The sequence below is a fragment of the Streptomyces sp. NPDC107559 genome (assembly GCF_055657365.1).
Window position 1 is genome coordinate 157,312 of record NZ_JBVKBD010000014.1, and the last position, 22,236, is coordinate 179,547.

22 protein-coding genes are annotated in these 22,236 nt (G+C 73.2%); 8 read left to right on the forward strand and 14 right to left on the reverse strand.

Features of this window, described 5'->3' with window-relative positions; genetic code table 11:
* Positions 1 to 66: 66 nt before the first annotated feature.
* Positions 67 to 1,758: a DUF885 domain-containing protein gene (locus ACZ7OY_RS32805; protein WP_471914809.1), complete on the forward strand. Its 1,692-nt coding sequence runs from the start codon at positions 67 to 69 to the stop codon at positions 1,756 to 1,758.
* A 10-nt stretch (positions 1,759 to 1,768) separates the two neighbouring features.
* On the opposite strand, the gene ACZ7OY_RS32810 is transcribed toward ACZ7OY_RS32805, so the two are convergent.
* Both ACZ7OY_RS32810 and ACZ7OY_RS32815 read right to left on the reverse strand, forming a co-directional pair.
* The gene (locus tag ACZ7OY_RS32810) at positions 1,769 to 2,614 is read right to left on the reverse strand and encodes an SDR family oxidoreductase (RefSeq protein ID WP_471914810.1); all 846 of its coding nucleotides are present in this window, start codon (positions 2,612 to 2,614) and stop codon (positions 1,769 to 1,771) included.
* 237 nt (positions 2,615 to 2,851) lie between these two features.
* Positions 2,852 to 3,364: a rhodanese-like domain-containing protein gene (locus tag ACZ7OY_RS32815; RefSeq protein ID WP_471914811.1), complete on the reverse strand. Its 513-nt coding sequence runs from the start codon at positions 3,362 to 3,364 to the stop codon at positions 2,852 to 2,854.
* Between the two features lie 144 nt (positions 3,365 to 3,508).
* Between ACZ7OY_RS32815 and ACZ7OY_RS32820 the strand changes: the two genes are divergently transcribed.
* Positions 3,509 to 3,955 carry an Lrp/AsnC family transcriptional regulator gene (locus ACZ7OY_RS32820; protein ID WP_471914812.1) on the forward strand — a complete coding sequence of 149 codons (447 nt, stop codon included), beginning with the start codon at positions 3,509 to 3,511 and terminating at the stop codon, positions 3,953 to 3,955.
* Positions 3,956 to 3,981: 26 nt separating this feature from the next.
* Here the strand turns inward: ACZ7OY_RS32820 and ACZ7OY_RS32825 are convergent, their stop codons facing one another.
* From ACZ7OY_RS32825 to ACZ7OY_RS32835, 3 genes are all read right to left on the reverse strand, one after another.
* Positions 3,982 to 6,984: an AAA family ATPase gene (locus ACZ7OY_RS32825; protein ID WP_471914813.1), complete on the reverse strand. Its 3,003-nt coding sequence runs from the start codon at positions 6,982 to 6,984 to the stop codon at positions 3,982 to 3,984.
* Complete coding sequence (locus tag ACZ7OY_RS32830) at positions 6,981 to 8,144, reverse strand: exonuclease SbcCD subunit D (protein WP_471914814.1); 1,164 nt, start codon at positions 8,142 to 8,144, stop codon at positions 6,981 to 6,983. The genes ACZ7OY_RS32825 and ACZ7OY_RS32830 overlap by 4 nt, the downstream gene beginning before the upstream one ends.
* Before the next feature lie 330 nt (positions 8,145 to 8,474).
* Positions 8,475 to 9,101, reverse strand: a complete 627-nt coding sequence (locus ACZ7OY_RS32835; RefSeq protein ID WP_471914815.1) for a YigZ family protein — start codon at positions 9,099 to 9,101, stop codon at positions 8,475 to 8,477.
* Positions 9,102 to 9,226: 125 nt separating this feature from the next.
* Here ACZ7OY_RS32835 and ACZ7OY_RS32840 point away from each other — a divergent pair, with 125 nt between their 5' ends.
* Positions 9,227 to 11,233, forward strand: a complete 2,007-nt coding sequence (locus ACZ7OY_RS32840; RefSeq protein ID WP_471914816.1) for an APC family permease — start codon at positions 9,227 to 9,229, stop codon at positions 11,231 to 11,233.
* 112 nt (positions 11,234 to 11,345) lie between these two features.
* On the opposite strand, the gene ACZ7OY_RS32845 is transcribed toward ACZ7OY_RS32840, so the two are convergent.
* Both ACZ7OY_RS32845 and ACZ7OY_RS32850 read right to left on the reverse strand, forming a co-directional pair.
* Entirely contained in the window at positions 11,346 to 11,891 is a 546-nt protein-coding gene (locus tag ACZ7OY_RS32845) for a SixA phosphatase family protein (protein ID WP_471914817.1), read from the reverse strand.
* Positions 11,888 to 12,616: a hypothetical protein gene (locus ACZ7OY_RS32850; protein ID WP_471914818.1), complete on the reverse strand. Its 729-nt coding sequence runs from the start codon at positions 12,614 to 12,616 to the stop codon at positions 11,888 to 11,890. Before ACZ7OY_RS32850 ends, ACZ7OY_RS32845 begins: the two co-directional genes overlap by 4 nt.
* A 162-nt stretch (positions 12,617 to 12,778) precedes the next feature.
* Here ACZ7OY_RS32850 and ACZ7OY_RS32855 point away from each other — a divergent pair, with 162 nt between their 5' ends.
* Positions 12,779 to 13,186: a CoA-binding protein gene (locus tag ACZ7OY_RS32855; RefSeq protein ID WP_384724671.1), complete on the forward strand. Its 408-nt coding sequence runs from the start codon at positions 12,779 to 12,781 to the stop codon at positions 13,184 to 13,186.
* A gap of 40 nt (positions 13,187 to 13,226) precedes the next feature.
* On the opposite strand, the gene ACZ7OY_RS32860 is transcribed toward ACZ7OY_RS32855, so the two are convergent.
* Positions 13,227 to 13,586: an ArsR/SmtB family transcription factor gene (locus tag ACZ7OY_RS32860; RefSeq protein ID WP_471914819.1), complete on the reverse strand. Its 360-nt coding sequence runs from the start codon at positions 13,584 to 13,586 to the stop codon at positions 13,227 to 13,229.
* A gap of 77 nt (positions 13,587 to 13,663) precedes the next feature.
* Here ACZ7OY_RS32860 and ACZ7OY_RS32865 point away from each other — a divergent pair, with 77 nt between their 5' ends.
* Positions 13,664 to 14,836, forward strand: a complete 1,173-nt coding sequence (locus tag ACZ7OY_RS32865; RefSeq protein ID WP_471914820.1) for a cation diffusion facilitator family transporter — start codon at positions 13,664 to 13,666, stop codon at positions 14,834 to 14,836.
* Between the two features lie 2 nt (positions 14,837 to 14,838).
* Here ACZ7OY_RS32865 and ACZ7OY_RS32870 read toward each other — a convergent pair whose 3' ends face one another.
* Entirely contained in the window at positions 14,839 to 15,396 is a 558-nt protein-coding gene (locus tag ACZ7OY_RS32870; protein WP_471914821.1) for a YbaK/EbsC family protein, read from the reverse strand.
* A 43-nt stretch (positions 15,397 to 15,439) separates the two neighbouring features.
* The gene (locus tag ACZ7OY_RS32875) at positions 15,440 to 16,012 is read right to left on the reverse strand and encodes a helix-turn-helix domain-containing protein (protein ID WP_471914822.1); all 573 of its coding nucleotides are present in this window, start codon (positions 16,010 to 16,012) and stop codon (positions 15,440 to 15,442) included.
* Between the two features lie 135 nt (positions 16,013 to 16,147).
* Here ACZ7OY_RS32875 and ACZ7OY_RS32880 point away from each other — a divergent pair, with 135 nt between their 5' ends.
* Positions 16,148 to 17,005 carry an EamA family transporter gene (locus tag ACZ7OY_RS32880; RefSeq protein WP_471914823.1) on the forward strand — a complete coding sequence of 286 codons (858 nt, stop codon included), beginning with the start codon at positions 16,148 to 16,150 and terminating at the stop codon, positions 17,003 to 17,005.
* A 78-nt stretch (positions 17,006 to 17,083) separates the two neighbouring features.
* Here the strand turns inward: ACZ7OY_RS32880 and ACZ7OY_RS32885 are convergent, their stop codons facing one another.
* Positions 17,084 to 17,875: an acyltransferase gene (locus ACZ7OY_RS32885; protein ID WP_471914824.1), complete on the reverse strand. Its 792-nt coding sequence runs from the start codon at positions 17,873 to 17,875 to the stop codon at positions 17,084 to 17,086.
* A gap of 75 nt (positions 17,876 to 17,950) precedes the next feature.
* On the opposite strand from ACZ7OY_RS32885, the gene ACZ7OY_RS32890 reads away from it, so the two are divergent.
* Positions 17,951 to 18,481 carry a gamma carbonic anhydrase family protein gene (locus ACZ7OY_RS32890; protein WP_471914825.1) on the forward strand — a complete coding sequence of 177 codons (531 nt, stop codon included), beginning with the start codon at positions 17,951 to 17,953 and terminating at the stop codon, positions 18,479 to 18,481.
* Between the two features lie 64 nt (positions 18,482 to 18,545).
* Here ACZ7OY_RS32890 and ACZ7OY_RS32895 read toward each other — a convergent pair whose 3' ends face one another.
* On the reverse strand, positions 18,546 to 19,196 hold the full coding sequence (locus tag ACZ7OY_RS32895; protein WP_471914826.1) for a DedA family protein: 651 nt from the start codon (positions 19,194 to 19,196) through the stop codon (positions 18,546 to 18,548).
* 94 nt (positions 19,197 to 19,290) lie between these two features.
* Positions 19,291 to 19,728, reverse strand: a complete 438-nt coding sequence (locus ACZ7OY_RS32900) for a DUF4442 domain-containing protein (RefSeq protein WP_471914882.1) — start codon at positions 19,726 to 19,728, stop codon at positions 19,291 to 19,293.
* A 134-nt stretch (positions 19,729 to 19,862) separates the two neighbouring features.
* Between ACZ7OY_RS32900 and ACZ7OY_RS32905 the strand changes: the two genes are divergently transcribed.
* Complete coding sequence (locus tag ACZ7OY_RS32905; RefSeq protein WP_471914827.1) at positions 19,863 to 20,900, forward strand: DUF8017 domain-containing protein; 1,038 nt, start codon at positions 19,863 to 19,865, stop codon at positions 20,898 to 20,900.
* 168 nt (positions 20,901 to 21,068) lie between these two features.
* Here the strand turns inward: ACZ7OY_RS32905 and ACZ7OY_RS32910 are convergent, their stop codons facing one another.
* A complete protein-coding gene (locus tag ACZ7OY_RS32910; RefSeq protein WP_471914828.1) occupies positions 21,069 to 22,016 on the reverse strand; it encodes an MIP/aquaporin family protein in 948 nt (315 codons plus the stop codon).
* Between the last annotated feature and the right edge of the window lie 220 nt (positions 22,017 to 22,236).

Consider the following 22,236-nt stretch of genomic DNA (forward strand, 5'->3'; position numbering starts at 1 on the left):
GCCGCGCCGTACCTTGCCTGATAAACCGGGCTGACGCGGCACCGGTATCCGTACGAGGATGTCCGCATGTCAGAGACGAAGAGCCCGCTGCCCCGCCAGGTCGCCGACGCCTATGTCGACGACCTGATCGCCCTCGACCCGATCACCGGCACCTATCTCGGCGTGCAGGAGAGTTCCAGCCGCCTGCCCGACACCTCGCCCGCGGGACAGGAGGCGCTCGCCGCGCTGGCCCGCACCACGCTCGCCCGGCTCGACGAGGCCGAGCGCCGGCCGGGCGCGGACAGCGACATCGAGCGCCGCTGCGGACGGCTGCTGCGCGAACGGCTGACCGCGGAGCTCGCCGTGCACGAGGCCGACGAGCATCTGCGCGCGGTCGGCAACCTGCACACCGCGCCGCATTCGGTGCGCGAGGTCTTCACCATCACGCCGACGCAGACCGAGGAGGACTGGGCGGCGATCGCCGAGCGGCTGCGCGCGGTGCCGGCCGCGCTGAGCGGTTACCGCGAGTCCCTCGCCCTGGGCCTGGAGCGCAAGCTGTACGCGGCGCCGCGCCCGACGGCCACGTTCATCGGCCAGCTCACCGAGTGGTCGGACCCGGACGGCAGCGGTCGCGGCTGGTTCGAGCAGTTCGCGGCGGACGGGCCGCAGGCGCTGCGCGCTGAGCTGGACGAGGCGGCGCGCGGGGCGACGGCGGCCGTCGTGGAGCTGCGGGACTGGATGCGTGATGTGTACGCGCCCACGATCGAGGGCGCGCCGAACACGGTGGGCCGCGAGCGCTACGCCCGCTTCTCGCGCTACTTCAACGGCACGGACCTCGATCTCGACGAGGCGTACGCGTACGGCTGGGCCGAGTACCACCGGCTGCTCGGCGACATGCAGCAGGAGGCCGAGCGGATCCTGCCGGGTGCCGCGACGCCGTGGGTGGCGCTCGCCCACCTCGACGAGCACGGCAAGCACATCGAAGGCGTCGACGAGGTCCGCGACTGGCTGCAGGGCCTGATGGACCAGGCGATCGACGCCCTGGACGGCACGCACTTCGAACTCGCCGAACGGGTGCGGAAGGTGGAGTCCTGCATCGCGCCTCCGGGCGGTGCGGCGGCGCCGTACTACACCGCGCCGACGGAGGACTTCTCCCGTCCGGGTCGTACCTGGCTGCCGACGATGGGCCAGACCCGCTTCCCGGTCTACGACCTCGTCTCCACCTGGTACCACGAGGGCGTCCCCGGCCACCACCTCCAGCTGGCGCAGTGGGCGCACGTCGCGGCGGACCTCTCCCGCTACCAGGCGACGCTCGGCGGGGTGAGCGCCAACGCCGAGGGCTGGGCGCTGTACGCGGAACGCCTGATGGACGAGCTGGGCTTCCTCACCGACGCCGAACAGCGCCTCGGCTATCTCGACGCGCAGATGATGCGCGCCGTGCGTGTCATCGTCGACATCGGCATGCACCTGGAGCTGGAGATCCCGGCGGACTCCCCGTTCCACCCGGGCGAGCGCTGGACCCCGGAGCTGGCCGAGGAGTTCTTCGGCGCGCACAGCAGCCGGCCGGCGGACTTCGTGGAGAGCGAGCTGACCCGCTATCTGACGATCCCCGGCCAGGCGATCGGCTACAAGCTCGGCGAGCGGGCCTGGCTGCTGGGCCGGGAGAAGGCGCGCGAGCGGCACGGCGACGCCTTCGACCTCAAGGCCTGGCACATGGCGGCCCTGTCGCAGGGTTCGCTGGGCCTCGACGACCTGGTGGACGAGCTGTCGCGGCTGTGATCCGCGGGGCTCAACTGCGGAAGCCGCCCTCCGAGTCGATGACCTGACCGGTGACCCACTCCGCCTCGTCCGTGGCCAGCCACGAGATGAGGCGGGCCGGGTCGTCGGGCAGTCCCCACCGGCCGGCCGGGAAGCGGGCGGCGACGGCCGCGTGGTCGTCGCCGGTCGCGTAACCGGTGTCCACGGGGCCCGGGTTGACGGTGTTGACGGTGACGGCGTGCTCGGCGAGCGTGGTCGCCAGTGAGCGGGTGACGGAGGCCAGGGCGCCCTTCTGGAGGGCGTACGCGATCTCGTCGGGCATCCCACCCGCGTGGTCCTGGCCGGACGTCATCATCACCACGCGTCCGCCCACGGTGCGCGGCGGCAGGGCGGCGCGCAGCCGGGCGTACGCCTGGACGAGGAGCAGCACGGAGCGGGCGTCGACCGCCCAGTGCGCGTCGAGCATGGTCGCGTCGATCGTGTCGAGAGTGCCGTCGGATCCGCTGAGGGCGTGATTGGCGACGAGGATGTCGAGCCGTCCGCCCAGCGCCGCGGCGGCGGTGTCGACCAGCGCGGCGGGCGCGGCCGGGTCGGCCAGGTCGCCCGGCCCCGCCACGACCCGGGCCCGCGGGTCGCCGAGTGCGGCGCGTACGGAGGCGGCCACCTCCTCGGGCCGGTCGGCGCCCCAGGGCATGGCGGTGTCGTGCGGGACGTGATGGTGCAGGTAGACGCTCGCGCCGTACGCGGCGAGCCGCCGGGCCACCGCGTGCCCGATGCCGGCCCGGCGGCTGGCCCCGGTGACCAGGGCGGTCCGTCCGCGCAGGGGCAGCGGGTCGCGACGGAGTTCCTCGGGCGCGGGGTGCGGGGTGCGGGTCATGGACGACCATGATGGAGCCCCTGCGGAAACGGCGCACACGAATATCGGATCTTCCCGCGGCGGTCGGCCCACCGGAACACGTCGGCCCGCCGAGTCACGCGAACGCCACGTCACCCAGCCGCCGGGTCACGCGGACACCACGTCACCCAGCCGCCGGGTCACGCGGACACCAGGTGACGCGGGCGCCGGTCCACGCAGTCGCCACGTCACTCAGCCGCCGGTCACGCGGCCATCAGGTCAGCAGCCGCAGTCCTGCGCGTCCACCGGTGCCGTCAGGGCGTCCGCGTCCCGGCGCGCGGGGCCCTCCCAGGTCTCGTAGGCGAAGCCCTCGCGCACCCAGTACTCGAAGCCGCCCAGCATCTCCTTGACCTGGTAGCCGAGTTCGGCGAGGGCGAGGGCGGCCCGGGTGGCACCGTTGCAGCCGGGTCCCCAGCAGTACGTCACGACCGGCACCGACTTGTCGAGGAGCCGTGCGGCCTGTTCCGCGATGAGCCCGGTCGGCAGGTGGACCGCGCCGGGGATGTGGCCCTGGTCCCAGGACTCGGTGGAGCGGGAGTCCAGGACGACGAAGCCGGGGTCGCCCTCGGCCGCGAGCGCGGCGGCGACATCGGAGACGTCTGCGTGGAAGACGAGGCTCGCGCGGAAGTAGGCGGCGGCCTCGGCCGGGGCCGCCGGGGGTACACGCAGGACGGGGTTGACGGTGGTGGCGGTGGCGGTGGCGGTGGCGGTGGCGGTGGCGGTGGCGGTCATGGTGCGGCCTTCCCTCGGGCCGCCGCGTCGGCAGTGCGGCGGATCTCGACACCCGGAAATCTACGGGCGCTGATCACCGTCCTGAAGTGGTGATCCCCGGCCGTCCACTTGATCGGCCGGGGATTCCCCTGCTATTTCTCGGTCATGACCACGTATTCCCCGGACGCCACCGACTGGCGGATCCTCGAGGCCCTTCAGCACGAGGGCCGCGCCAGCTTCGCCGACCTCGCCCGCGCCGTCTCGATGTCCGCGAGCGCCGTCACCGAACGGGTGCGTCGCCTGGAGGAGGCGGGGGTCATCCAGGGGTACACGGCGGTCGTCGATCCCGAGCGGCTCGGCCTGCCGATCCTCGCGTTCGTCCGCCTGCGCTACCCGAACGGCAACTACAAGCCCTTCCACGACCTCGTCGCGGTGACGCCGGAGATCCTGGAGGCACACCATGTGACGGGCGACGACTGCTTCGTCATCAAGGTCGCGGCCCGCTCGATGCGTCATCTGGAGGAGGTTTCGGGCAAGATCGGCACGCTGGGTTCGGTCACCACCAGCGTCGTCTACTCCTCGCCCCTGCCCCGGCGCCCGCTCGGCCGGTGACCCGGCAGGGCCCCGGAGCCCCGGGTTCAGCCCGCGCGCCCCGCATCCCGCTGCCGCACCGTCGAGCCCGAGCGGCCCTTCACGACCTCCAGTTGCGCGTGGACGCGCCGCCGCAGATCCGCGACGTGGCTGACGATGCCGACGCTGCGGTCCCGCTCCCGCAGTGAGTCGAGGACGTCGAGGACCTCGTCGAGGGTCTGGTCGTCGAGGCTGCCGAAGCCCTCGTCGATGAAGAGGGTGTCCAGACGGACCCCGCCGGCCTCGTCGGTGACGACGTCGGCGAGGCCGAGCGCCAGGGAGAGCGAGGCGAAGAACGTCTCGCCGCCCGACAGGGTCGCCGTGTCCCGTTCCCGCCCGGTCCAGGCGTCGACCACGTGCAGCCCGAGCCCGCTGCGGCCACGGCCGGCCCGGTCGTCGGAGTGGACGAGGGTGTAGCGGCCGGACGACATGCGCTCCAGCCTGGCACTCGCGGCGGCGGCGACCTGTTCCAGCCGGGCCGCCAGCACATACGACTCCAGGCGCATCCGGCGCTCGTTGTCGGCCGAGGTGCCCGCGGCGAGGCCGGCCAGGCGGGCCACCCGGTCGTACTCCTCGCGCAGCGGGGCCAGCCGCCGTACCCCGGTGGCCGCACGGGTGGAGAGCCGGTCGAGTTCGGCGCAGCGCCGGGCGGCCGCGTCGCGTGCGGAGGCGGCCTCCCGCAGCCGGCGGCCGGCCAGGGCGGCGGCCCGCTCGGCGGCGTCGCCGTCGGCGGGCGGCTGCTGGGCGGCGGCCGCGGTGTCTGCCTCGGCGAGCACGGAGCGTACCGCCGCCTCCTCGGACTGCCAGACGTCCAGGCGCCGTTGCAGCTCGCGGTGGGCGGTGTCGTCGAGCAGGGCGGCGGCCGCGGCCGCCGGGGTGTCGAAGCCGGCGCGGAAGGCCGCGTCGGCCAGGCGCGCGTCGGCGTCCTTGAGCCGGCGCGCGGTGTCCTCGGCGGTGCGGGCGGCGTCGGCCGCGTCGGTGAGCAGGCCGACCTGCCGCTCCAGCTGGGCGCTGCGCGCGGCGACGCTGCCCGCCTCGCCGCTGGCCTGCGCCAACTCCGCCTCCAGCGTGGCCCTTTCGCGCTCCAGGCGGTCGCGGTGACCGACCCGGGCGGCGGCCCGGACGGCCGCCTCCTGGCGCAGCGCGGTACGCCGTTCGCGTTCCTGCTCGGCCTGCCTCAACTCCTCGTTGGCCGGGTGCAGTCCGGAGGCGTCGCGACGGGCCTCGGCGTACTGCCGCTCCAACTCGTCGGCCTCTCGGACCAGTTGTTCGGTCGGGGTGTCGCCGGCCTCGGCGGTGGCGGCGGCCCGTGCCTCGCGTACGGCGGCCAGCCGCCGTTCCTCCTCCGCGTGGCGTTCCTGTGCGTCGCGGTGGGCGGCCAGGGCGCGTTCCTCCGCCTCCCGCCCGACGTGTCCGGCGACCTTGCGGGCGGGCGCGGGGTGCGCGGTGGCCCCGCAGACGGCGCAGGGCTCGCCGTCCCGCAGGCCCACGGCCAGTTCGGCGGCGATGCCGTTCAGCCGCTGTTCCTTCAGGTCCAGCCAGTCGGCGCGGGCCTGCGTCGCGTCCTTGTCCGCGTCGAAGGCCCGTCGGCGCGCGGCTTCGACGTCCACGGTGAGCCGGTCGCGGGTGCGGGCGGCGTCGAGGCGTGCCTGCGCGGGCTCGCGTCGTACGGCGAGCTGTTCGGCGAGGCCGGCGGCCGCCTGGGCCGTGGCGATCCGGGCCTGGAGGCCGGTCCGGGCCGTCTCCCATGCGCCGAGCCAGCTCTCGGCCTCGGCGAGGACGTCGTCGTCGGCGCGTTCCTGGCGGTCCAGGCCGCTGCGTTCGGCGGTGAGTTCACCGAGGCGGTGCTCCGCGCGGCGGGCCGACTCCAGCCGGCCGAGCTCCTCGGCGGCCCGGCGCGCGGCGGCCGCGAGTCCGGCCGCGCCCGCGTCCGCGAAGGTACCGGGCAGCTGGGCGCGTGCGTGTGTCTCGGCGGCGGACGCCCTGCGGTGCTCGGTGTCGGCGGTCTCGCGCAGCTCCAGCGCCGGTGCGACCGCCTCGGCCTTGCGTCCGCGCTCCATGCGGCTCTGCTCCGCCCGGTGCGTGTCGGCCCGCTCCGCCAGGAGCGCGGCCCGCTGCCGCGCCTGGGCGAACCGCTGCTGCAACCGGGCCACTTCGCGTACGTCGGACAGTGCGCGCTCGGCGGCGTGCTGAACGCTCTCGGCGGCGGCGAGGCGGCACTGGGCGACGGTCAGTTCCTCGCGGGCGGTGCTGCGGGCGACGGCGGCGGCACTCAGCACGGCGTCGGCCAACCCCGGCTGTCCGGGGGTCAGTTCGGGCAGCTCCAGGGCGCCGCCCGCCGCCTGCTGCATCCGGTGGGCGTCCGCGAGCAACGCGGCGTCGCCCTCGCGCACCTGGGCCTCGGTGGCCTTCCTGCGGTCGGTCAGACGCTTCTCGACCTCGGCGAAGCGGCGCGTGTCGAAGAGGCGGCCGAGCAGCTTGCCGCGGGCCTCGGCGTCGGCGCGCAGGAACCGCGCGAAGTCGCCCTGCGGCAGCAGGACGACCTGGCAGAACTGCTCGCGGCTCATGCCGAGCAGCTGGGTGATCTCCTCGCCGATCTCCTGGTGCGAGCGGCTGAGGTCCTTCCAGGCGCCGGCGGCGGCGTCGTACTCGCGCAGCCAGGTCTGCGCCTTGTCGACCGTGGTGCCCGAGCCGCGCAGCTTGGCGCGCTCCCAGGGCGGCTGCCGGGTGATCTCCAACCGGCGCCCGGCCACGGTCAGTTCGAGGCGCACCTCGGTACGGACGGCTGCCGCGGCGTGGTCGCTGCGCAGGGTCAGGCCCTGGGCGCCCTGGCGGGCGCCGGGGACGGCGCCGTAGAGCGCGTAGCAGACCGCGTCGAGGACGGAGGTCTTGCCCGCGCCGGTCGGGCCGTGCAGCAGGAAGAGACCGGCGGCGGACAGCGCGTCGAAGTCGACCGTCTGCGCCCCGCCGAACGGCCCGAAGGCGGTGATGTCCAGGCGGTGGAGCCTCACCGGGCCACCTCCCGCGCGGCGTCGTCGGCGCGGACCGCGTCGAACGCGTCCCGCAGGACGTCCCGTTCCCGTTCGTCGGGCCCTGCGCCGCGCACATGCGCCACGAAGTCCTCCGCGATCTGCTGGTCGCTGCGGTCGGCGAGCCGTGCGGCGTACGACAGACCGGGGTCGTCCGGGGCGCGCTCGGGGTCGAAGACGAGGCTGAGGGTGTGCGGGAAGCGCTCGGCGAGCCGGGCCATGGGGTCGGCCGGGCGGACCGGGTCGGTGAGCGTGGCCTCGACCCACGCCTCCTCGTGCCGGGCGAGCGCGGGGTCGGCGAGAAGCTGCTCCAGCGGGCCGCGGATGCGGGCCAGCGCGCGGGGGACCGGGCAGTCGACGCGCTCGGCGGTGACCGCGCCGCCGGCGTCGAGGTCGACGAGCCACATGCTCTTGCGGTGCTCCGCCTCCGAGAAGGAGTACGCCAGCGGGGAGCCGGAGTAGCGCACGCGCTCGGTGATCGTCTGGCAGCCGTGCAGATGGCCCAGGGCCACGTAGTCCACGCCGTCGAAGACTCCGGCGGGTACGGCGGCCACTCCGCCGACGGTGATGTCCCGCTCGCTGTCGCTGGCCTCTCCCCCGGTGACGAAGGCATGGGCCAGGACGACGGAACGGGTGCCCGGCGCCCGTCCGGCGAGGTCGGCGCGGACCCGCTCCATGGCGGCGGCGAGCACGGCCTCGTGCCCCGGCTTCGGCACCGCGAACTCGTCCTTGACCAGGGCGGGTTCGAGATACGGCAGGCCGTAGAAGGCGACGTCGCCGTGCGCGTCGGCCAGCACCACCGGTGTGCCGCAGGCCGCCGGTTCGGTGCGCAGATGGATGCCGGCGCGGTCGATCAGCCCGGCGCCGACCCCCAGCCGACGGGCGGAGTCGTGGTTGCCGGAGATCATCACGGTCGGCACGCCGAGACCGGCGAGCCGGTGCAGGGCGTCGTCGAACAGCTCGACCGCGCCGAGCGGTGGCACCGCCCGGTCGTAGACGTCTCCCGACACGACCACGACGTCCACGGCGTGCTCACGCACGGTCGTGACGAGGTGACCGATGAAGTCGGCCTGGGCGCCGAGCATGCCGACCCGGTGGAACGACCGGCCCAGATGCCAGTCGGACGTGTGCAGCAACCTCAAGAAACCGCTCCGACCTGCACGTCTCCCCCACCTGCGCCTTCTGGACCGGTACTCGCGGGCGCGCGGCGGAAGGCACCGGCGCGCACTCGGGCCGAACCGGTGTGGACCCTCCGGTCGGCGTTCACCACGCTAACGCTTTTCGGCAACCGATCCCCCACGGATCCCGGTCCGTCACACCCGCACAACAGTCAATTGCCCGATATATCCACATTGGGAGGACGGATGGCCACCGCCGAGGTGAGCAACGAGATACGTCCCCGGCACCACCGGAGCGTCAGGCGTCCGACGTCGAACGACGGCCCCCAGCCCTCAGCCCTCAGCCCTCAGCCCTCAAGCGTCCCCGTACGCCTCGCCGCCCAGTTCGAACCCGGCGGTGCCGGCCGTCACGTCCGCGAGCCATCCCCGGAAGGCCGCCACGTCCGCGTCCGGCAGCCCGATCTCGATGGCGACCGCCTCCCCGTACCGCACGTCCCGTACCTCCCGCCCGGTCGAGCGCAGGTCGTTCTGGACCTTGCCCGCGCGCTGGTGGTCGACGGTCACCGTGGCCACCCGGAAGCGGCGCCGGGTCAGGGTGCCGAGCGTGTCCAGGGCCTCGCCGACGGCGCCTCCGTACGCCCGGATCAGTCCGCCCGCGCCGAGCTTGACGCCGCCGTAGTAGCGGGTGACGACGGCGACGACGTACCGCATGTCGCGGCGCAGCAGCATCTGGAGCATGGGGACCCCGGCCGTGCCGCCCGGCTCGCCGTCGTCGCTGGCCTTCTGGACGGAGGCGTCGGCTCCGATGACGTAGGCCCAGCAGTTGTGCGAGGCGTCGGCGTGCTCCCTGCGGACGGCGGCCACGAAGTCCTGCGCCTCCTGCTCGGTGGCCGCCGGAGCGAGCGCGCACAGGAAGCGGGAGCGGTTGACCTCGGTCTCGTGCACACCCGGGTGGGCGACGGTGCGGTACTGGTCCTGCATCCGGCCAGCCTAGACGGAGCCCAGGAGAGCGCCCGCACGGCTGCTCGTACGGCCGCCCGTGCGGTCGCCCGCGTCGCGGGTGCGGGCGACGATGTGGGGAGGTCCGCAAGACGGGAGACACCGGCATGACCGGCACGCACGTGGGGAGCACCGGCGGTGCCGGGGCCACCCCGTCGAGCCCCACCGCGTCGGGCGGCGCCGCGCGCACGGCCCGCTGGCGGGCCTGGCTGCTGGAGGGCCTGAGCGAGCAGACCGCGCGGCACCCCGGCCCGCACGCGAAGGCGCGGGCCGGGCAGGAGGGCCACCGGTGGTGGCGGGTGATGTGCCTGACCGGTGTCGACTACTTCTCGACGCTCGGCTACCAGCCGGGCATCGCGGCGCTCGCCGCCGGTCTGCTTTCCCCGCTCGCGACCATGGTGCTGATCGCGCTGACCCTGTTCGGCGCGCTGCCGGTGTACCGCCGGGTGGCGCGCGAGAGCCCGCACGGCGAGGGGTCGATCGCCATGCTGGAGCGACTGCTGTCGTGGTGGTCGGGAAAGATCTTCGTGCTGGTGCTGCTGGGCTTCGCGGCGACCGACTTCATCATCACCATCACGCTGTCGGCGGCGGACGCCGCCGCGCACGTGGTGGAGAACCCGTTCGCGCCGCCGTGGCTGCAGGGCGAGAACCTGTGGATCACCCTGGTGCTGGTGGGTCTGCTGGGTGGGGTGTTCCTGAAGGGTTTCCGGGAGGCGATCGGCATCGCGGTGGTGCTGGTGGCGACGTATCTGACCATGAATCTGGTGGTGCTCGGCGTCTCCGCGTGGGAGGTGTTCACCGAGCCGGTGCGCATCGACGACTGGATCGACGCGCTGAGCGCGCAGCACTCCTCGCCCCTGATGATGGTCGGCGTGGCGCTGCTGGTCTTCCCGAAGCTGGCCCTCGGCATGTCCGGCTTCGAGACAGGTGTGGCCGTGATGCCCCAGGTCAGGGGCGCTCCGACGGATACGTACGAGAACCCGGCGGGCCGTATCCACGGCACCCGTCGGCTGCTCACCACGGCCGCGCTGATCATGAGCTGCTTCCTGCTGCTGTCCAGCCTGGCCACGACGATCCTCATCCCGCAGTCGGAGTTCAAGAGCGGCGGCAAGGCCAACGGCCGCGCGCTGGCCTATCTCGCGCACGAGCATCTCGGCCAGGTGTTCGGCACGGTGTACGACGTCTCGACGATCACGATCCTGTGGTTCGCGGGCGCCTCCGCGCTGGCCGGGCTGCTGAACCTCGTACCGCGCTACCTGCCGCGCTACGGCATGGCCCCCGAGTGGACCCGGGCGGTGCGTCCGCTGGTGCTGGTCTACATGACGGCGGCGGTGCTGATCACCCTGTGGTTCGACGCGAACGTGGACCGGCAGAGCGGCGCGTACGCGACCGGTGTGCTGGTGCTGATGCTGTCGGCGGCGTTCGCCTCCACGGTCGCCGTGCACCGGCGTGGCCGTCGCCGTGCCGCGCTCGGGTTCGGCGCGATCACCGCCGTGTTCGCGTACACGCTGGTGGCGAACGTGATCGAGCGGCCGGACGGCATCAAGATCGCGGCGATCTTCATCGTGGCGATCCTGGTGACCTCGTTCGTCTCGCGGGTGCACCGTGCCTTCGAACTGCGTGTCGCCGAGGTCGTCCTCGACGAGCGCGCGCGGCGGATCGTCGACGGGGCGGCCCGGGCCGGCCCCCTGCGGCTGATCGCGAACGAACCGGTGGAGCACACCCGGCGGGAGTACCGGGCCAAGGAGCACGAGCAGCGCGGACACACCCCCATCCCGAAGGGCGGCCCGGTGCTGTTCCTGGAGGTGTTCGTACGGGACTCCTCGGACTTCAGCGCCGACGTCACCGTGCGCGGCGACGAGATGCACGGCGTACGGCGGCTGCGGGCGCAGGGCCCGACCGTGCCCAACACCATCGCCGCGGTGCTGCTGGCCCTGCGCGACCGCACCGGCGAGGTGCCGCACGCCTACTTCAGCTGGACGGAGGGCAACCCCGTCAGCCATCTGATCCGGTTCCTGGTCTTCGGCGACGGCGAGGTCGCGCCGGTCACCCGGGAGGTGCTGCGCCGCGCGGAACAGTCCCCGCAGCGCAGGCCCTACGTCCATGTGGGCTGAGGCCGGATCACCGGAGCAGAGCCGGTGCCGCGGGGCCAGGGCCTTTCGTTCGGATCAGGCGGGCCATGACCGGCCTGACTGCGCGACGCCGGACTGATCCGAACGACAGGCCCTAGCTCAGCCGCCGCCCCCTCGGCACCGTCATCGACGTCAGCAGGGCCGAGCCCGGGGCGAGCGCCCGCCAGGTGCTCCCGTACCAGGCGAGGACCGCGATCGCCGAGGTCGGGAACTTCGCCCGGACCTCGTCGAGCGCGCCGTCGAGGCCGTCGTCGGCCAGGTCGAGGACGAGTTCCTCCAGGCCGGGATTGTGGCCGACCAGCAGCAGTGTCTCGATCTCGGGGGGCGTCTCGCGCACCACGTCCAGCAGTTCCGTCGCATCGGCCCCGTACAGCCGCGGTTCGTAGCGCACCGGCGGCGGGGTACCCCACTCGGCGGCGGCCAGGTCCCAGGTCTGCCGGGCCCGCAGGGCGGGGGAGCACAGGGCGAGGTCGGGCAGGAAGTCGGCCTCGGCGAGGGCCCGGCCCGCGGCCGGGGCGTCCCGGCGGCCGCGCGGCCCGAGCGGCCGCCGGTGGTCGGGCACGCCCTCCGGCCAGGCGGACTTGGCGTGCCGCAGCACGACCAGGCGGCGCAGCGGTCCCGCCCCGGCGCGCGCGGTCATAGCAGCGTTCCCAGGTCGCGGGTGAGCTCCAGGCCCAGCAGCCGGTCGGCATAGGCGTACGTCTCGAAGCGGGCGCCGTCCGGCAGGTCCGGCCCGGCCTGCTCCACCCAGCGCAGCACGTTCAGGACCTCGGGCACGTCCAGGTCGTCCTCCCAGGCGGTGCGCAGCCGTACCCGCACCTCGTCGGGGACCGGCCGGGAGGGGCGGGTCGCCCAGCCGGCGACCGCGCGGCGCCAGCGCCCGAGGGTGTGCTCGGCGTCCGTCAGCACAGCCGGTTCGAGGTGGAGGGGCGCGCCACGCGGGTGGCCGAGCAGCGCCAGCCGCAACACGGTCGGGTCGGTGCCCTGCGGGACCCCCGCCCCGTCAGGGAGGACCGGCGCGACCTCGACCCGGACGCCGTCGGGGACGGTGCCGCCCGTGCCCACCACGTGCAGGACCTGGGCCTCGCCCAGTCCGGTCCCGATGTCCCGCGCGTCCTCGAAGGGCCGGATCCCGAGAGCCGCGGCGCCCGCGCGCAGCTCGGCCGCCTCGCGCGGTGCGGTCAGCAGCGCCCAGACCGGCGTGCCGCCGAGTTCGAGGGCGCGTACGAGAAGGTCGGTGACGAGCAGCAGGCGCAGTGCGGTGATGTCGAACCCGGGCACGTGCGCCTCGACCCGGGTCAGGCCCCGGCGGACCGGGGCGGCGTCGACGAGTTCGCCAATACGGGCGTCGATGATGCGGAGCACGAGGTGAGCGTAGGCGGGTGGAGGCCCTCGCGCAGACAGGCTGCGCGGAATCAGGACATCGAACCGGTACGGCGGGCGGGTCGGGGCCGCCGGAATCCCACCGCGTACCGTGCTGTTGTCCCCGGGAGAGCTCTTTCCCCGTCTGCGTCGAGGAGGCCGCCGGTGTACGGCGACGAGGCAACGATCCGCAAGATACTCACCGAGCTCGGTGACACCTGGGCCGTGGTGGGCCTGTCGTCCAACCGCGGCCGCGCCGCGTACGGCGTCGCCGAGGTGCTCCAGCGCTTCGGCAAGCGTGTCGTCCCCGTGCATCCCAAGGCGGAGACCGTGCACGGCGAGCGCGGCTACGCGTCGCTCGCGGACATCCCCTTCGACGTGGACGTGGTCGACGTGTTCGTCAACGGCCACCTCGCCGGGGCGGTCGCCGACGAGGCGGTCGCCAAGGGGGCGCGAGCGGTCTGGTTCCAGCTCGGCGTCGTGGACGAGGAGGCGTACGACCGTACCCGGGCCGCGGGCCTGGAGATGGTGATGGACCGCTGCCCGGCGATCGAGATCCCCAGGCTGGGCTGAGCGCCCCTCCCGCCAGTACGACCGGTGCGCCGGCCGCGGGTCATTCGTGCACGGGCTGGTCGCGGAGGCGGTGGTCCGCCACGTCGAGCGCCTCGTCCAGCAGACGGCGCAGATGGCCGTCGCGCAGCGCGTAGACGACCCGGCGGCCCTCCTTGCGGGTGCTCACCAGTCCGGCGAGCCGCAGCCGCGCCAGATGCTGGCTCACGGCCGGCCGCGCGGCGCCGCACGCCTCCGTGAGCGTGGTGACGTCCGCCTCCCCGGCCGCCAGCGCGTGCAGCAGGGTGAGGCGGGTGCGGTCGCCGAGCAGGGCGAGGATCTCGGCCGCGAGGGCGAAATGTTCCTCGCCCGGGGTACGCGGATGACCGTGATGCGCAGACGACAGGTGCATGTGTGCGCTCATGCGCACATAATGGCGTCGAGGGCGGGGTCGCGTCCACTCCCGCGCACCTGCGCCCGGCGCACCGGAAGGGGACCGCCGTGAGCGACCGTCACGACAAGGGACTTGAGCAGGACCACGGGCACGGGCACGGTCGTGGTCATGTGCATCACGGCGGGCACGGGCCCGGCCCCGCCCGCCGTCAGGACCGGGGGGCGGCCCGTCACGACCACGGACACCCCCACCGCCGGGAGCACCTCCCCGGCCCCGAGCGGGCCCGTCCCGCCGGCCGGCTGGGGCACCGCCTCTCCCATCTCCTGACGCCCCACTCCCACGAGACCGCCGACCGGCTCGACCCCGCCCTGGAGTCCTCGGCCCGGGGACTGCGCGCGCTGTGGGTGTCGCTGGCCGTGCTCGCGGCGACGGCGGTGGTGCAGGCGGCGGTCGTGGTGCTCTCCGGGTCGGTGGCGCTGCTCGGCGACACGGTGCACAACGCCGCGGACGCGCTGACCGCCGTACCGCTCGGCATCGCCTTCGTGCTGGGCCGACGGGCCGCGACCCGCCGCTTCACCTACGGCTACGGCCGCGCCGAGGACCTGGCGGGCCTGGCGATCGTGCTGACGATCGGCGCGTCGGCGGCCTTCGCGGGGTGGACGGCGTTCGAGCGGCTGCTGTCCCCGCGGCCCGTCGAGCACGTCCCGGCGGTCGCCCTGGCCGCTCTGGCCGGCTTCGCGGGCAACGAGTGGGTGGCCCGGCACCGGATCCGGGTCGGCCGCTCGATCGGTTCGGCCGCGCTGGTCGCCGACGGACTGCACGCCCGTACCGACGGTTTCACCTCACTGGCGGTGCTGGCCGGCGCCGGCGGCTCGGCGCTCGGCTGGCAGGCGGCCGACCCGGTGGTCGGGCTGGTGATCACGGCCGCGATCGCGCTGATGCTGCGGGACGCCGCGCGCGAGGTGTTCCGGCGGGTGATGGACGCCGTGGACCCGGCCCTGGTGGACCGGGCCGAGCGAGCGCTGTCGGCGGTCGAGGGGGTGCGCGAGGTCGGCGAGCTGCGGCTGCGCTGGATCGGGCACCGGCTGCGCGCCGAGGTGGCCGTGGTGGTGGACGGCGAGGCGACCGTGCGGCAGGCGCACGCGATCGCCGTGGACGCCGAGCACGCCCTGCTGCACGCCGTTCCCCGGCTCACCGCGGCCCTGGTGCACGCCGACCCGGCGCCGGTCGCGGGCCAGGCCGACCCGCATCTGGCGCTGGCCCACCATGCACAGGCGTGACCTCAGGCCGCGCCCAGTCCCTCCAGCACGACGGCGCTGGGCAGTTGGGCGAACGCCTTGCCGGGCACCAGCAGTTTGCCGCGCCTGCGGCCGCTGCCGACCAGCACGTACGGCAGGTCGACGACCGCGGAGTCCACGAGCACCGGCCAGTCGGCGGGCAGTCCGATCGGGGTGATCCCGCCGTACTCCATGCCGGTCTCCCCCGTCGCCGTGTCCATGGGCGCGAACGAGGCCTTGCGCGCACCGAGTTGCCGGCGCACCACGCCGTTGACGTCGACGCGGGAGGTGGACAGGACCACACAGGCGGCCAGGGTGGTCTCGCTGCCGCGCTTGCCGGCGACGACCACACAGTTCGCGGACCGCTCCAGCAGGTCCCGACCGTAGTGCTCCACGAAGACGGCGGTGTCGGCCCACCGCGGGTCGGTCTCGACGTAGAGGATCTCGTCGGCGGGGACGGTGCCGCTCCAGCGGCGTACGGCGTCGGCGACCGGACCGGTGAGCTCGTCCAGGCAGTCGGGGGCGGGGGTGGCGTGGTCGAAGTCTCCGATGGGTGCGCGCATGGCCGCACGGTAACAGCCGTCCGGCAGCGGCCCCGGGGGCGTCTCAGCGCACGGGCGGGACGGAGACCGCCATCAGCATCTCCATCGGGACGTCGCCCCGGTTGCCGTACGTGTGCGGGGTGTCGGCCTCGAAGGACGCGCTCGCGCCGGTCGGGACGACGTGGTCCACGCCGTCGACGGTGAGGGTCAGCTCCCCCGCCGTGACATGGACGAGCTCGACCGTGCCGACGGGATGCGGGTCGGAGAGGCTGTCCTCCCCGGGCATCAGCCGCCAGTCCCACATCTCCAGCGGGCCCGGGGCCTCGGTGCCCGCGAGCAGCCGGTTGTAGCTGCCCGCGTCCGTGTGCCACAGCCGCACCGCCTGCTCGGCGGGGACGACGCGCACCTTCGGGCCCTGTTCGTAGTCGAGCAGGGTGGTGATGCTGATGCCGAGGGCGTCGCCGATCTTGACGACCGTGCCGATGCTGGGGTTGGTGCGGGCCTGCTCGATCTGGATGAGCATGCCGCGGCTGACGCCGGCCCGCGCGGCGAGCGTGTCCAGGGTGAAGCCGCGCTCGGTGCGCCAGCGCTTGACGTTGCGCGCCAGGGACTGGGTCAGCAGGTCGAGGTCCGACACGTTCCGTCCAATATCTGGTGTGACCGGATATCCGGAGAGCACCCGGGGTTCAGTATGTTGAATGACAGGGTTCACTTCATTGAACTACTGTGTGGTGCACCCGATCGTTCACCGAACTGTACTGCGAGGCACCCCGTGACAGCACTCTTCGCCCTGGCCACCAGCCTGCTGTGGGGCTTGGCCGACTTCGGCGGCGGGGTGCTGACCCGGCGGATCCCGGCGCTGACCGTCGTCGCGGTCTCCCAGGGGATCGCCGCGGTCGTGCTCGGCACGATCGTGGCGGCCACCGGAGGCTGGAGCGAGGCCGGACCACAGCTGTGGTTCGCGTTCGCAGCCGGTCTGGTCGGCCCGGTCGCGCTGCTGTCCTTCTACAAGGCACTCGCCCTTGGGCCGATGGGGGTCGTCTCCCCGCTGGCCACCCTGAGCGTCGCCGTCCCCGTCGGCGTGGGGCTCTTCCTCGGCGAGCGCCCCGGGCTGACGCAGGCCGCGGGGATCGCCGTCGCCGTCACCGGTGTCGTGCTCGCGGGCGGTCCGCAGCTCAGGGGCGCCGGTGTGCAGCGCCGGGCGATCCTGCTGACGCTGGTCGCCGCACTCGGTTTCGGCACGGTCTTCGCGCTGATCGCCGAGGCGTCGACCACGGTCACCGGCCTGTTCCTGGCCCTGTTCGTACAGCGGCTGACGAACGTGGCCGTGGGCGGCGCCGCGCTGTACGCCTCCGTGCGCCGCGGCAGCCCGGCCCTTCCGGCGAGCGGCTTCCCCTGGGCCTCGCTCCCGGCGCTCGCCTTCGTCGGCCTCTCCGACGTCGCGGCCAACGGCACGTACTCCGTGGCCGCCCAGCACGGGCCGATCACGATCGCCGCCGTGCTCGCCTCGCTCTATCCGGTGGTGACCGCGCTGGCCGCGCGCGGCTTCCTCAGGGAACGGCTGCGTGCCGTCCAGGCGGCGGGCGCGGGTCTGGCCCTGGTGGGCACGCTGCTGCTGGCGACCGGCTGAGCCGACGGGCCGGTCCGGGTACGCACCCGGTCCGGCGCGGCAGTCGCGCGGCATCGCGCTCCCCGCTCCCCGAAGGGCTCAGGGCTCCAGCCGGGCCAGTTTCGCCACCGTCTCCTCGTCGAGGCCCGACAGCGCCACCAACTGGTCGGAGGTGACCCCGTCCGGGACCGGCACCGGCGCGGGGGTGCGCAGCGGCGGCTGCCAGCCCTCGACCGGCGTCCAGCGCCGTACGACCCGGGCGGGCGCCCCGGCCACCACGGCGTGGTCGGGCACGACCCCCCGGACGACCGCGCCCGCGGCCACCACGACGTTGCGTCCGATCCGGGCACCCGGCAGGATCACCGCCCCGGTGCCTATCCAGCAGCCCGGCCCGATCTCCACCGGCTCCATCCGGGGCCACTGCTTGCCGATGGGCTCGTGCGGGTCGTCGTAGGAGTGGTTGGTGGAGGTGACGTAGACGTACGGCCCGAAGTAGCAGTCGCTGCCGATGGTGACCGTCGTGTCGGCGATGACATGGCTGCCGCGGCCGAGCACGACGCCGTCGCCGATGCGCAGGATCGGATCCGGGCCCAGATCGAGGTCGGGCATCAGGCCCGCGGTGAGGGTGACCTGTTCGGCGACTATGCAGTGGGAGCCGAGATGGATCCACGGCTCGCCGAACACGGTGCCGAGCGGGAAGGCGAGCCGGGTGGCCGGGCCGATCGAGCCGAAGCGGAAGCGCCCCGGGTGTTCGGCGCTGACGGAGCCCGCGCGCTGCGCCCAGGCCCAGCCCGCGTGGACGGTCCGCTGCGCGACGCGGCGCCACCAGGATGAGAACGTGTTCTTGCGCTTCGGCACCCGCTCACCGTAGTCGGCGCCTGCCGTGCCCATGGCGTCCGCGCCCTGTGATCTTCACCCCACCGGTGGCGTACGGTGCCGGTGTACCACGGACACGAGGAGACGGCGATGACGCACAGGGCGCTGATCACAGGCATCGGCGGCAGGGAACCGAGGGTGGACGCGGCGGCCTTCACGGCCCCCACCTCCACGGTGATCGGCGACGTGACACTGGAGGCCGGGGCGAGCGTCTGGTACGGGGCGGTGCTGCGCGGCGACGTGGAGCGGATCTCGGTCGGCGCGAGCAGCAACATCCAGGACAACTGCACCCTGCACGCCGACCCCGGTTTCCCCGTGACGGTGGGCGAGCGGGTGTCCGTCGGGCACAACGCCGTCGTGCACGGGGCGACGGTCGGCGACGACTGTCTGATCGGCATGGGCGCGACGGTGCTGAACGGCGCGGTGATCGGCGCCGGCTCGCTGGTCGCGGCGCAGGCCCTGGTGCCGCAGGGGATGCAGGTGCCCCCTGGCTCCCTGGTCGCGGGCGTCCCCGCGAAGGTCCGGCGGGTGCTGACCGAGGAGGAGCGGCAGGGCATCACCCTGAACGGCACGATGTACGCGGAACTGGCCAAGGCCCACCGCGAGGTGCACGAGAGCTGAGGGCGCTCCGAGCGAAAGCGGGGCCCGGCGGGCCCCGCTTCTGTCCGTGGCTCTCGGCCTCCGTCTATTCGGCGGCCGGAACGGCCTCACGCTCGTCCGCCGTCTGCCGCGCCGCCGTCTTCTTCGCGCGGCGCTTGATCACCAGCATCGACGTCAGTCCGACGAGCACGGCCGCGGCCAGCCCCAGGTACGAGAACCGCTTGAGCCAGTCCTCGGCGACGAGCCCGACGTAGTAGACGACGGCCGTCGTGCCACCCGCCCAGGCGATCCCGCCGAGCACGTTGGCGACGAGGAACTTCCAGTACGGCATCCGCAGCACGCCCGCGAGCGGGCCGGCGAAGATACGCAGCAGGGCGACGAAGCGGCCGAAGAAGACGGCCCACATGCCCCACTTCTCGAAGGACCGCTCGGCGGTGGCGATGTGCGCCTCGCCGAAGTGCCGGGGGAACTTGTTGCCGAGCCAGGCCAGCAGGGGACGTCCGCCCTTGCGGCCGATGGCGTAGCCGATGGAGTCGCCGATCACCGCACCGGCGACCGCGCAGGCGCCGAGCACGAAGGGGTTGACTCCCCCGTGCTGCGAGGACAGCAGGGCCGCCGACACCAGGACGATCTCCCCCGGCAGCGGGATGCCCAGGCTCTCCACTCCGATGACCAGGGCCACCACGGCGTAGACGGCACCGGCGGGCACCGTGTCGAGCCATTCCTGCACGTGCACCGCGGCTTCCTCCCGTTGTGTCCCGTGTCTTCCGGCGCGCGCCGGGAAGGGCGCACGCCGGGAAGCCTACCGGGTCAGCCGAACGGGTCGGTGTTCAGCTGTTGGGGCGCAGGGTCCACAGGACCGTCATCTCCGTGGTCACGGCGCCGTCCTCGCGCTGGATGGCGACGGTGACGGGGAATTCCGGACGCTTGCCCTCGTCGAGTTCGGCGACGACCTCCGCGATCGGGCGGCCGAGCGTGGCCGTGGCCCGCACCGGGCCGAGCGCGATCTTCTTGAAGGCGATCTGGGCGTTGACCGGCAGCGGCACGGCGCGGTCGAGCTGGTCCCCGAAGGCGGCCAGGACGATCGCGCCGCTGGCCGACTCGCCGAGGGTGAACATGGCTCCGGCGTGCGGCCCGCCGACGTGGTTGCGGTACTCGCTCTGGTCCGGGAGGGCGAGGACGGCCCGCTCAGGGGTGGTCTCCAGGTACTCCAGGTTCAGGGTCCGAACCATGGGAACCGTGGCGGCGAGCATCTCGCCGATCGGCATCTGGTCTGCGCTCATGAGTCAGATGTTACCCACGGGTAGGCTTCGCTGGCCAGATCCGGGGCTCCGTCATCGGTACGTGCCTGACAAAGGGCGGTGACCGATTCGTGTCCCGGGCGGCACTAGGGTTGCTCGCCATGTGGCCAGGACAGCAGCCGCCCGGGGGCGAGCAGAACCCGCAGGGACAGAACCCGCAGGGGCAGAACAACCCGTACCAGCAGCCGGGGTACCAGCAGCCGAATCCGTATCAGCAGCCCGGCTATCAGCAGCCCAACCCGTATGAGCAGCAGCCCCAGTGGGGTCAGCCCATACCCGCCGGCGCGCCCCAGCCGCAGCCGGGCGGCGGCGGTGGCGGCGGCAACCGGACCAAGCTGGTCGCGATCCTGGCCGCGACGGCCGTCGTCGTGGCGGCCGGCGTCACCGGGTACCTGGTCCTGGGCAAGGACAAGGACGAGGTCGAGGTCTACGGCAAGGACAAGAAGCCCAGCGCTTCCGCGTCCACGACGCCGAGCGACCCGAGTGCCACGGCGTCCGGCGCAGACGACAACCCGCGCGGCAACGAGACCGAGAAGCCGACGGTGGCGGGCTGGAAGGTCGTGGTGAACCCCAAGTGGGGCATCGCCTTCGACGTGCCGGCCGACTGGGAGGTCCAGTCCCCCGGTCTGAGCATCGGTTTCGAGGAGGACAACTCGGACGACGGCAAGCCGATCATCATCATGTCCGGGACGGCCGAGTACCAGTCGAAGTGGTGCACGTCCGACGACGACAAGGACGGCCGGACCGAGGACACCCCGCTGGCCGTGGTGGGCACCAAGGGCGGCGGCGGAGCCAAGAGCACCGACGAGGTGGCGGTCAACACCCCGGCGTGGTGGGTGTACGGCGGCTACACCCAGCCGGACAAGAAGTCGATCACGTTCGACAAGAAGGCCACGCCGTACACGACCACTTCCGGCGTCCAGGGCAGTTACGCCTGGGCACAGTCCGCCAAGACGCCCCAGAAGGGCAAGTGCGCCAGCGACGGCAAGGCGATCACCTTCGGGTTCAAGAACTCCGCCGACGACTTCGTCTCCTGGAACCTGTACGGGGCCACGGGCGTCGGCAAGGAGGTCCCGAAGGCGACCATCATGAAGATCCTCAGCACGGTCCGGCTGCACGGGGACCCGACCCGCAGCTGACCGGCAAGGCCCGGCCGCGGCCCCGGTGTTCCACGCCCACGGCCGACGGGTGACGTCACGGCGCCTGCCCGCGCCCGGCGTTCACCCGCCGGTCCGGGTCCGCCCGTGCGGCGAGAGGGCGCGCCGGGCGTCACGACGGGGAGAACGCCGCCTGTCGCGGCGCCGGCGCTAGTCCTCGTCCGTGCCCCGCTGGGCGCGGGTGAGGCCGACTTCCAGCTCGGTGGCCGCCTGGGTGCGTATGTGCAGGATGTCTCCGATGAACAGGTCGTACACCAGAACTCCGATCACCCCGCCGACCAGGGGGCCGACGATCGGGATCCAGAAGTAATTGCTGAACGACCCCGCCAATGTCCCCGGCATCGCGAGATCCTGCCAACCCGCGGCCCAGGTGAACAGGCGGGGACCGAGGTCACGGGCCGGATTGATGGCGTATCCGGCGTTCGCCCCGTAGGACATGCCGATCGCCGCGACGGCGAATCCGACGATCAGCGGACCCAGATTCGCCTGCACGGCGGTATTGCGCATATCGACGACGGCGACGATCATGATCACCAGGAACGCGGTGCCCACGATCTGGTCGATCAGCGGTCCCCAGATTCCGCCATGGAAATACGGCGCGGGAAACGTCCCGAAGATGGAGAACGACGCGAGCGTATGCCCGTTGGTCTTCGGGCCCTTCATGGCACCGTCGAAGGTGTTGATCGCGTCGTGGTAGACCGCGTAGACGAGCGCGGCCCCGGTGAACGCCCCGATCAGCTGCGACAGCATGTACGGGGCGACCTTGACCCAGGCGAACTTGCGTCGCACCGCGAACGCCAGCGTGACCGCCGGATTGAGGTGTGCGCCGCTCACCCCGCCAGCCACGTACACGCCGAAGACCACGGCCATGGCCCAGCCCCAGGTGATCAGCAGCCAGTCCCCGGCCCCCCAGAAGAACGTCGTCGGCCCCGACGTGCGGCCCGACCCCGGCAGCGCCGCGACCGTCATGGCCACCACACCGCATCCGAAGGAGATGAGGACGAGCGTCCCCAGGAACTCGGCCAGGCATTCGCCCCACAGACCACCCCGACGTCTGAGCCGGGAGGGCTTGATCAGCGGCGAGATCTCCGCAGCCATGGTTCCTCCAAGACCGTCGTCAAGACCGTCATCCGAGGCGCCGAAGAGCGCTGGATCCCCTCCCTCCGATGGGGGTCATACTACCGTCGCCAGGACTTCCGGGCGCGACGGCGGCATTTCCGCACCCCGGTCCGACAGCCGAATTCGAGGGGAAATCAGGGGGGTGTCAACCCTGTTCCGCGCACTTCCCTTTGCGCATCGCGCCATTCTGTGCATCTCG

What these genes read in the sequence shown, in the direction of transcription:
- ACZ7OY_RS32860 (WP_471914819.1), bottom strand. Translation starts at nt 13,586, where the DNA reads ATGAGCGCACACATGCACCTGTCGTCTGCGCATCACGGTCATCCGCGT.
- ACZ7OY_RS32810 (WP_471914810.1), bottom strand. Translation starts at nt 2,614, where the DNA reads ATGACCCGCACCCCGCACCCCGCGCCCGAGGAACTCCGTCGCGACCCG.
- ACZ7OY_RS32885 (WP_471914824.1), bottom strand. Translation starts at nt 17,875, where the DNA reads ATGGGCACGGCAGGCGCCGACTACGGTGAGCGGGTGCCGAAGCGCAAG.
- ACZ7OY_RS32805 (WP_471914809.1), top strand. Translation starts at nt 67, where the DNA reads ATGTCAGAGACGAAGAGCCCGCTGCCCCGCCAGGTCGCCGACGCCTAT.
- ACZ7OY_RS32870 (WP_471914821.1), bottom strand. Translation starts at nt 15,396, where the DNA reads ATGCGCGCACCCATCGGAGACTTCGACCACGCCACCCCCGCCCCCGAC.
- ACZ7OY_RS32840 (WP_471914816.1), top strand. Translation starts at nt 9,227, where the DNA reads ATGACCGGCACGCACGTGGGGAGCACCGGCGGTGCCGGGGCCACCCCG.
- ACZ7OY_RS32845 (WP_471914817.1), bottom strand. Translation starts at nt 11,891, where the DNA reads ATGACCGCGCGCGCCGGGGCGGGACCGCTGCGCCGCCTGGTCGTGCTG.
- ACZ7OY_RS32835 (WP_471914815.1), bottom strand. Translation starts at nt 9,101, where the DNA reads ATGCAGGACCAGTACCGCACCGTCGCCCACCCGGGTGTGCACGAGACC.
- ACZ7OY_RS32900 (WP_471914882.1), bottom strand. Translation starts at nt 19,728, where the DNA reads ATGCCGATCGGCGAGATGCTCGCCGCCACGGTTCCCATGGTTCGGACC.
- ACZ7OY_RS32910 (WP_471914828.1), bottom strand. Translation starts at nt 22,016, where the DNA reads ATGGCTGCGGAGATCTCGCCGCTGATCAAGCCCTCCCGGCTCAGACGT.
- ACZ7OY_RS32815 (WP_471914811.1), bottom strand. Translation starts at nt 3,364, where the DNA reads ATGACCGCCACCGCCACCGCCACCGCCACCGCCACCGCCACCGCCACC.
- ACZ7OY_RS32905 (WP_471914827.1), top strand. Translation starts at nt 19,863, where the DNA reads ATGTGGCCAGGACAGCAGCCGCCCGGGGGCGAGCAGAACCCGCAGGGA.
- ACZ7OY_RS32890 (WP_471914825.1), top strand. Translation starts at nt 17,951, where the DNA reads ATGACGCACAGGGCGCTGATCACAGGCATCGGCGGCAGGGAACCGAGG.
- ACZ7OY_RS32820 (WP_471914812.1), top strand. Translation starts at nt 3,509, where the DNA reads ATGACCACGTATTCCCCGGACGCCACCGACTGGCGGATCCTCGAGGCC.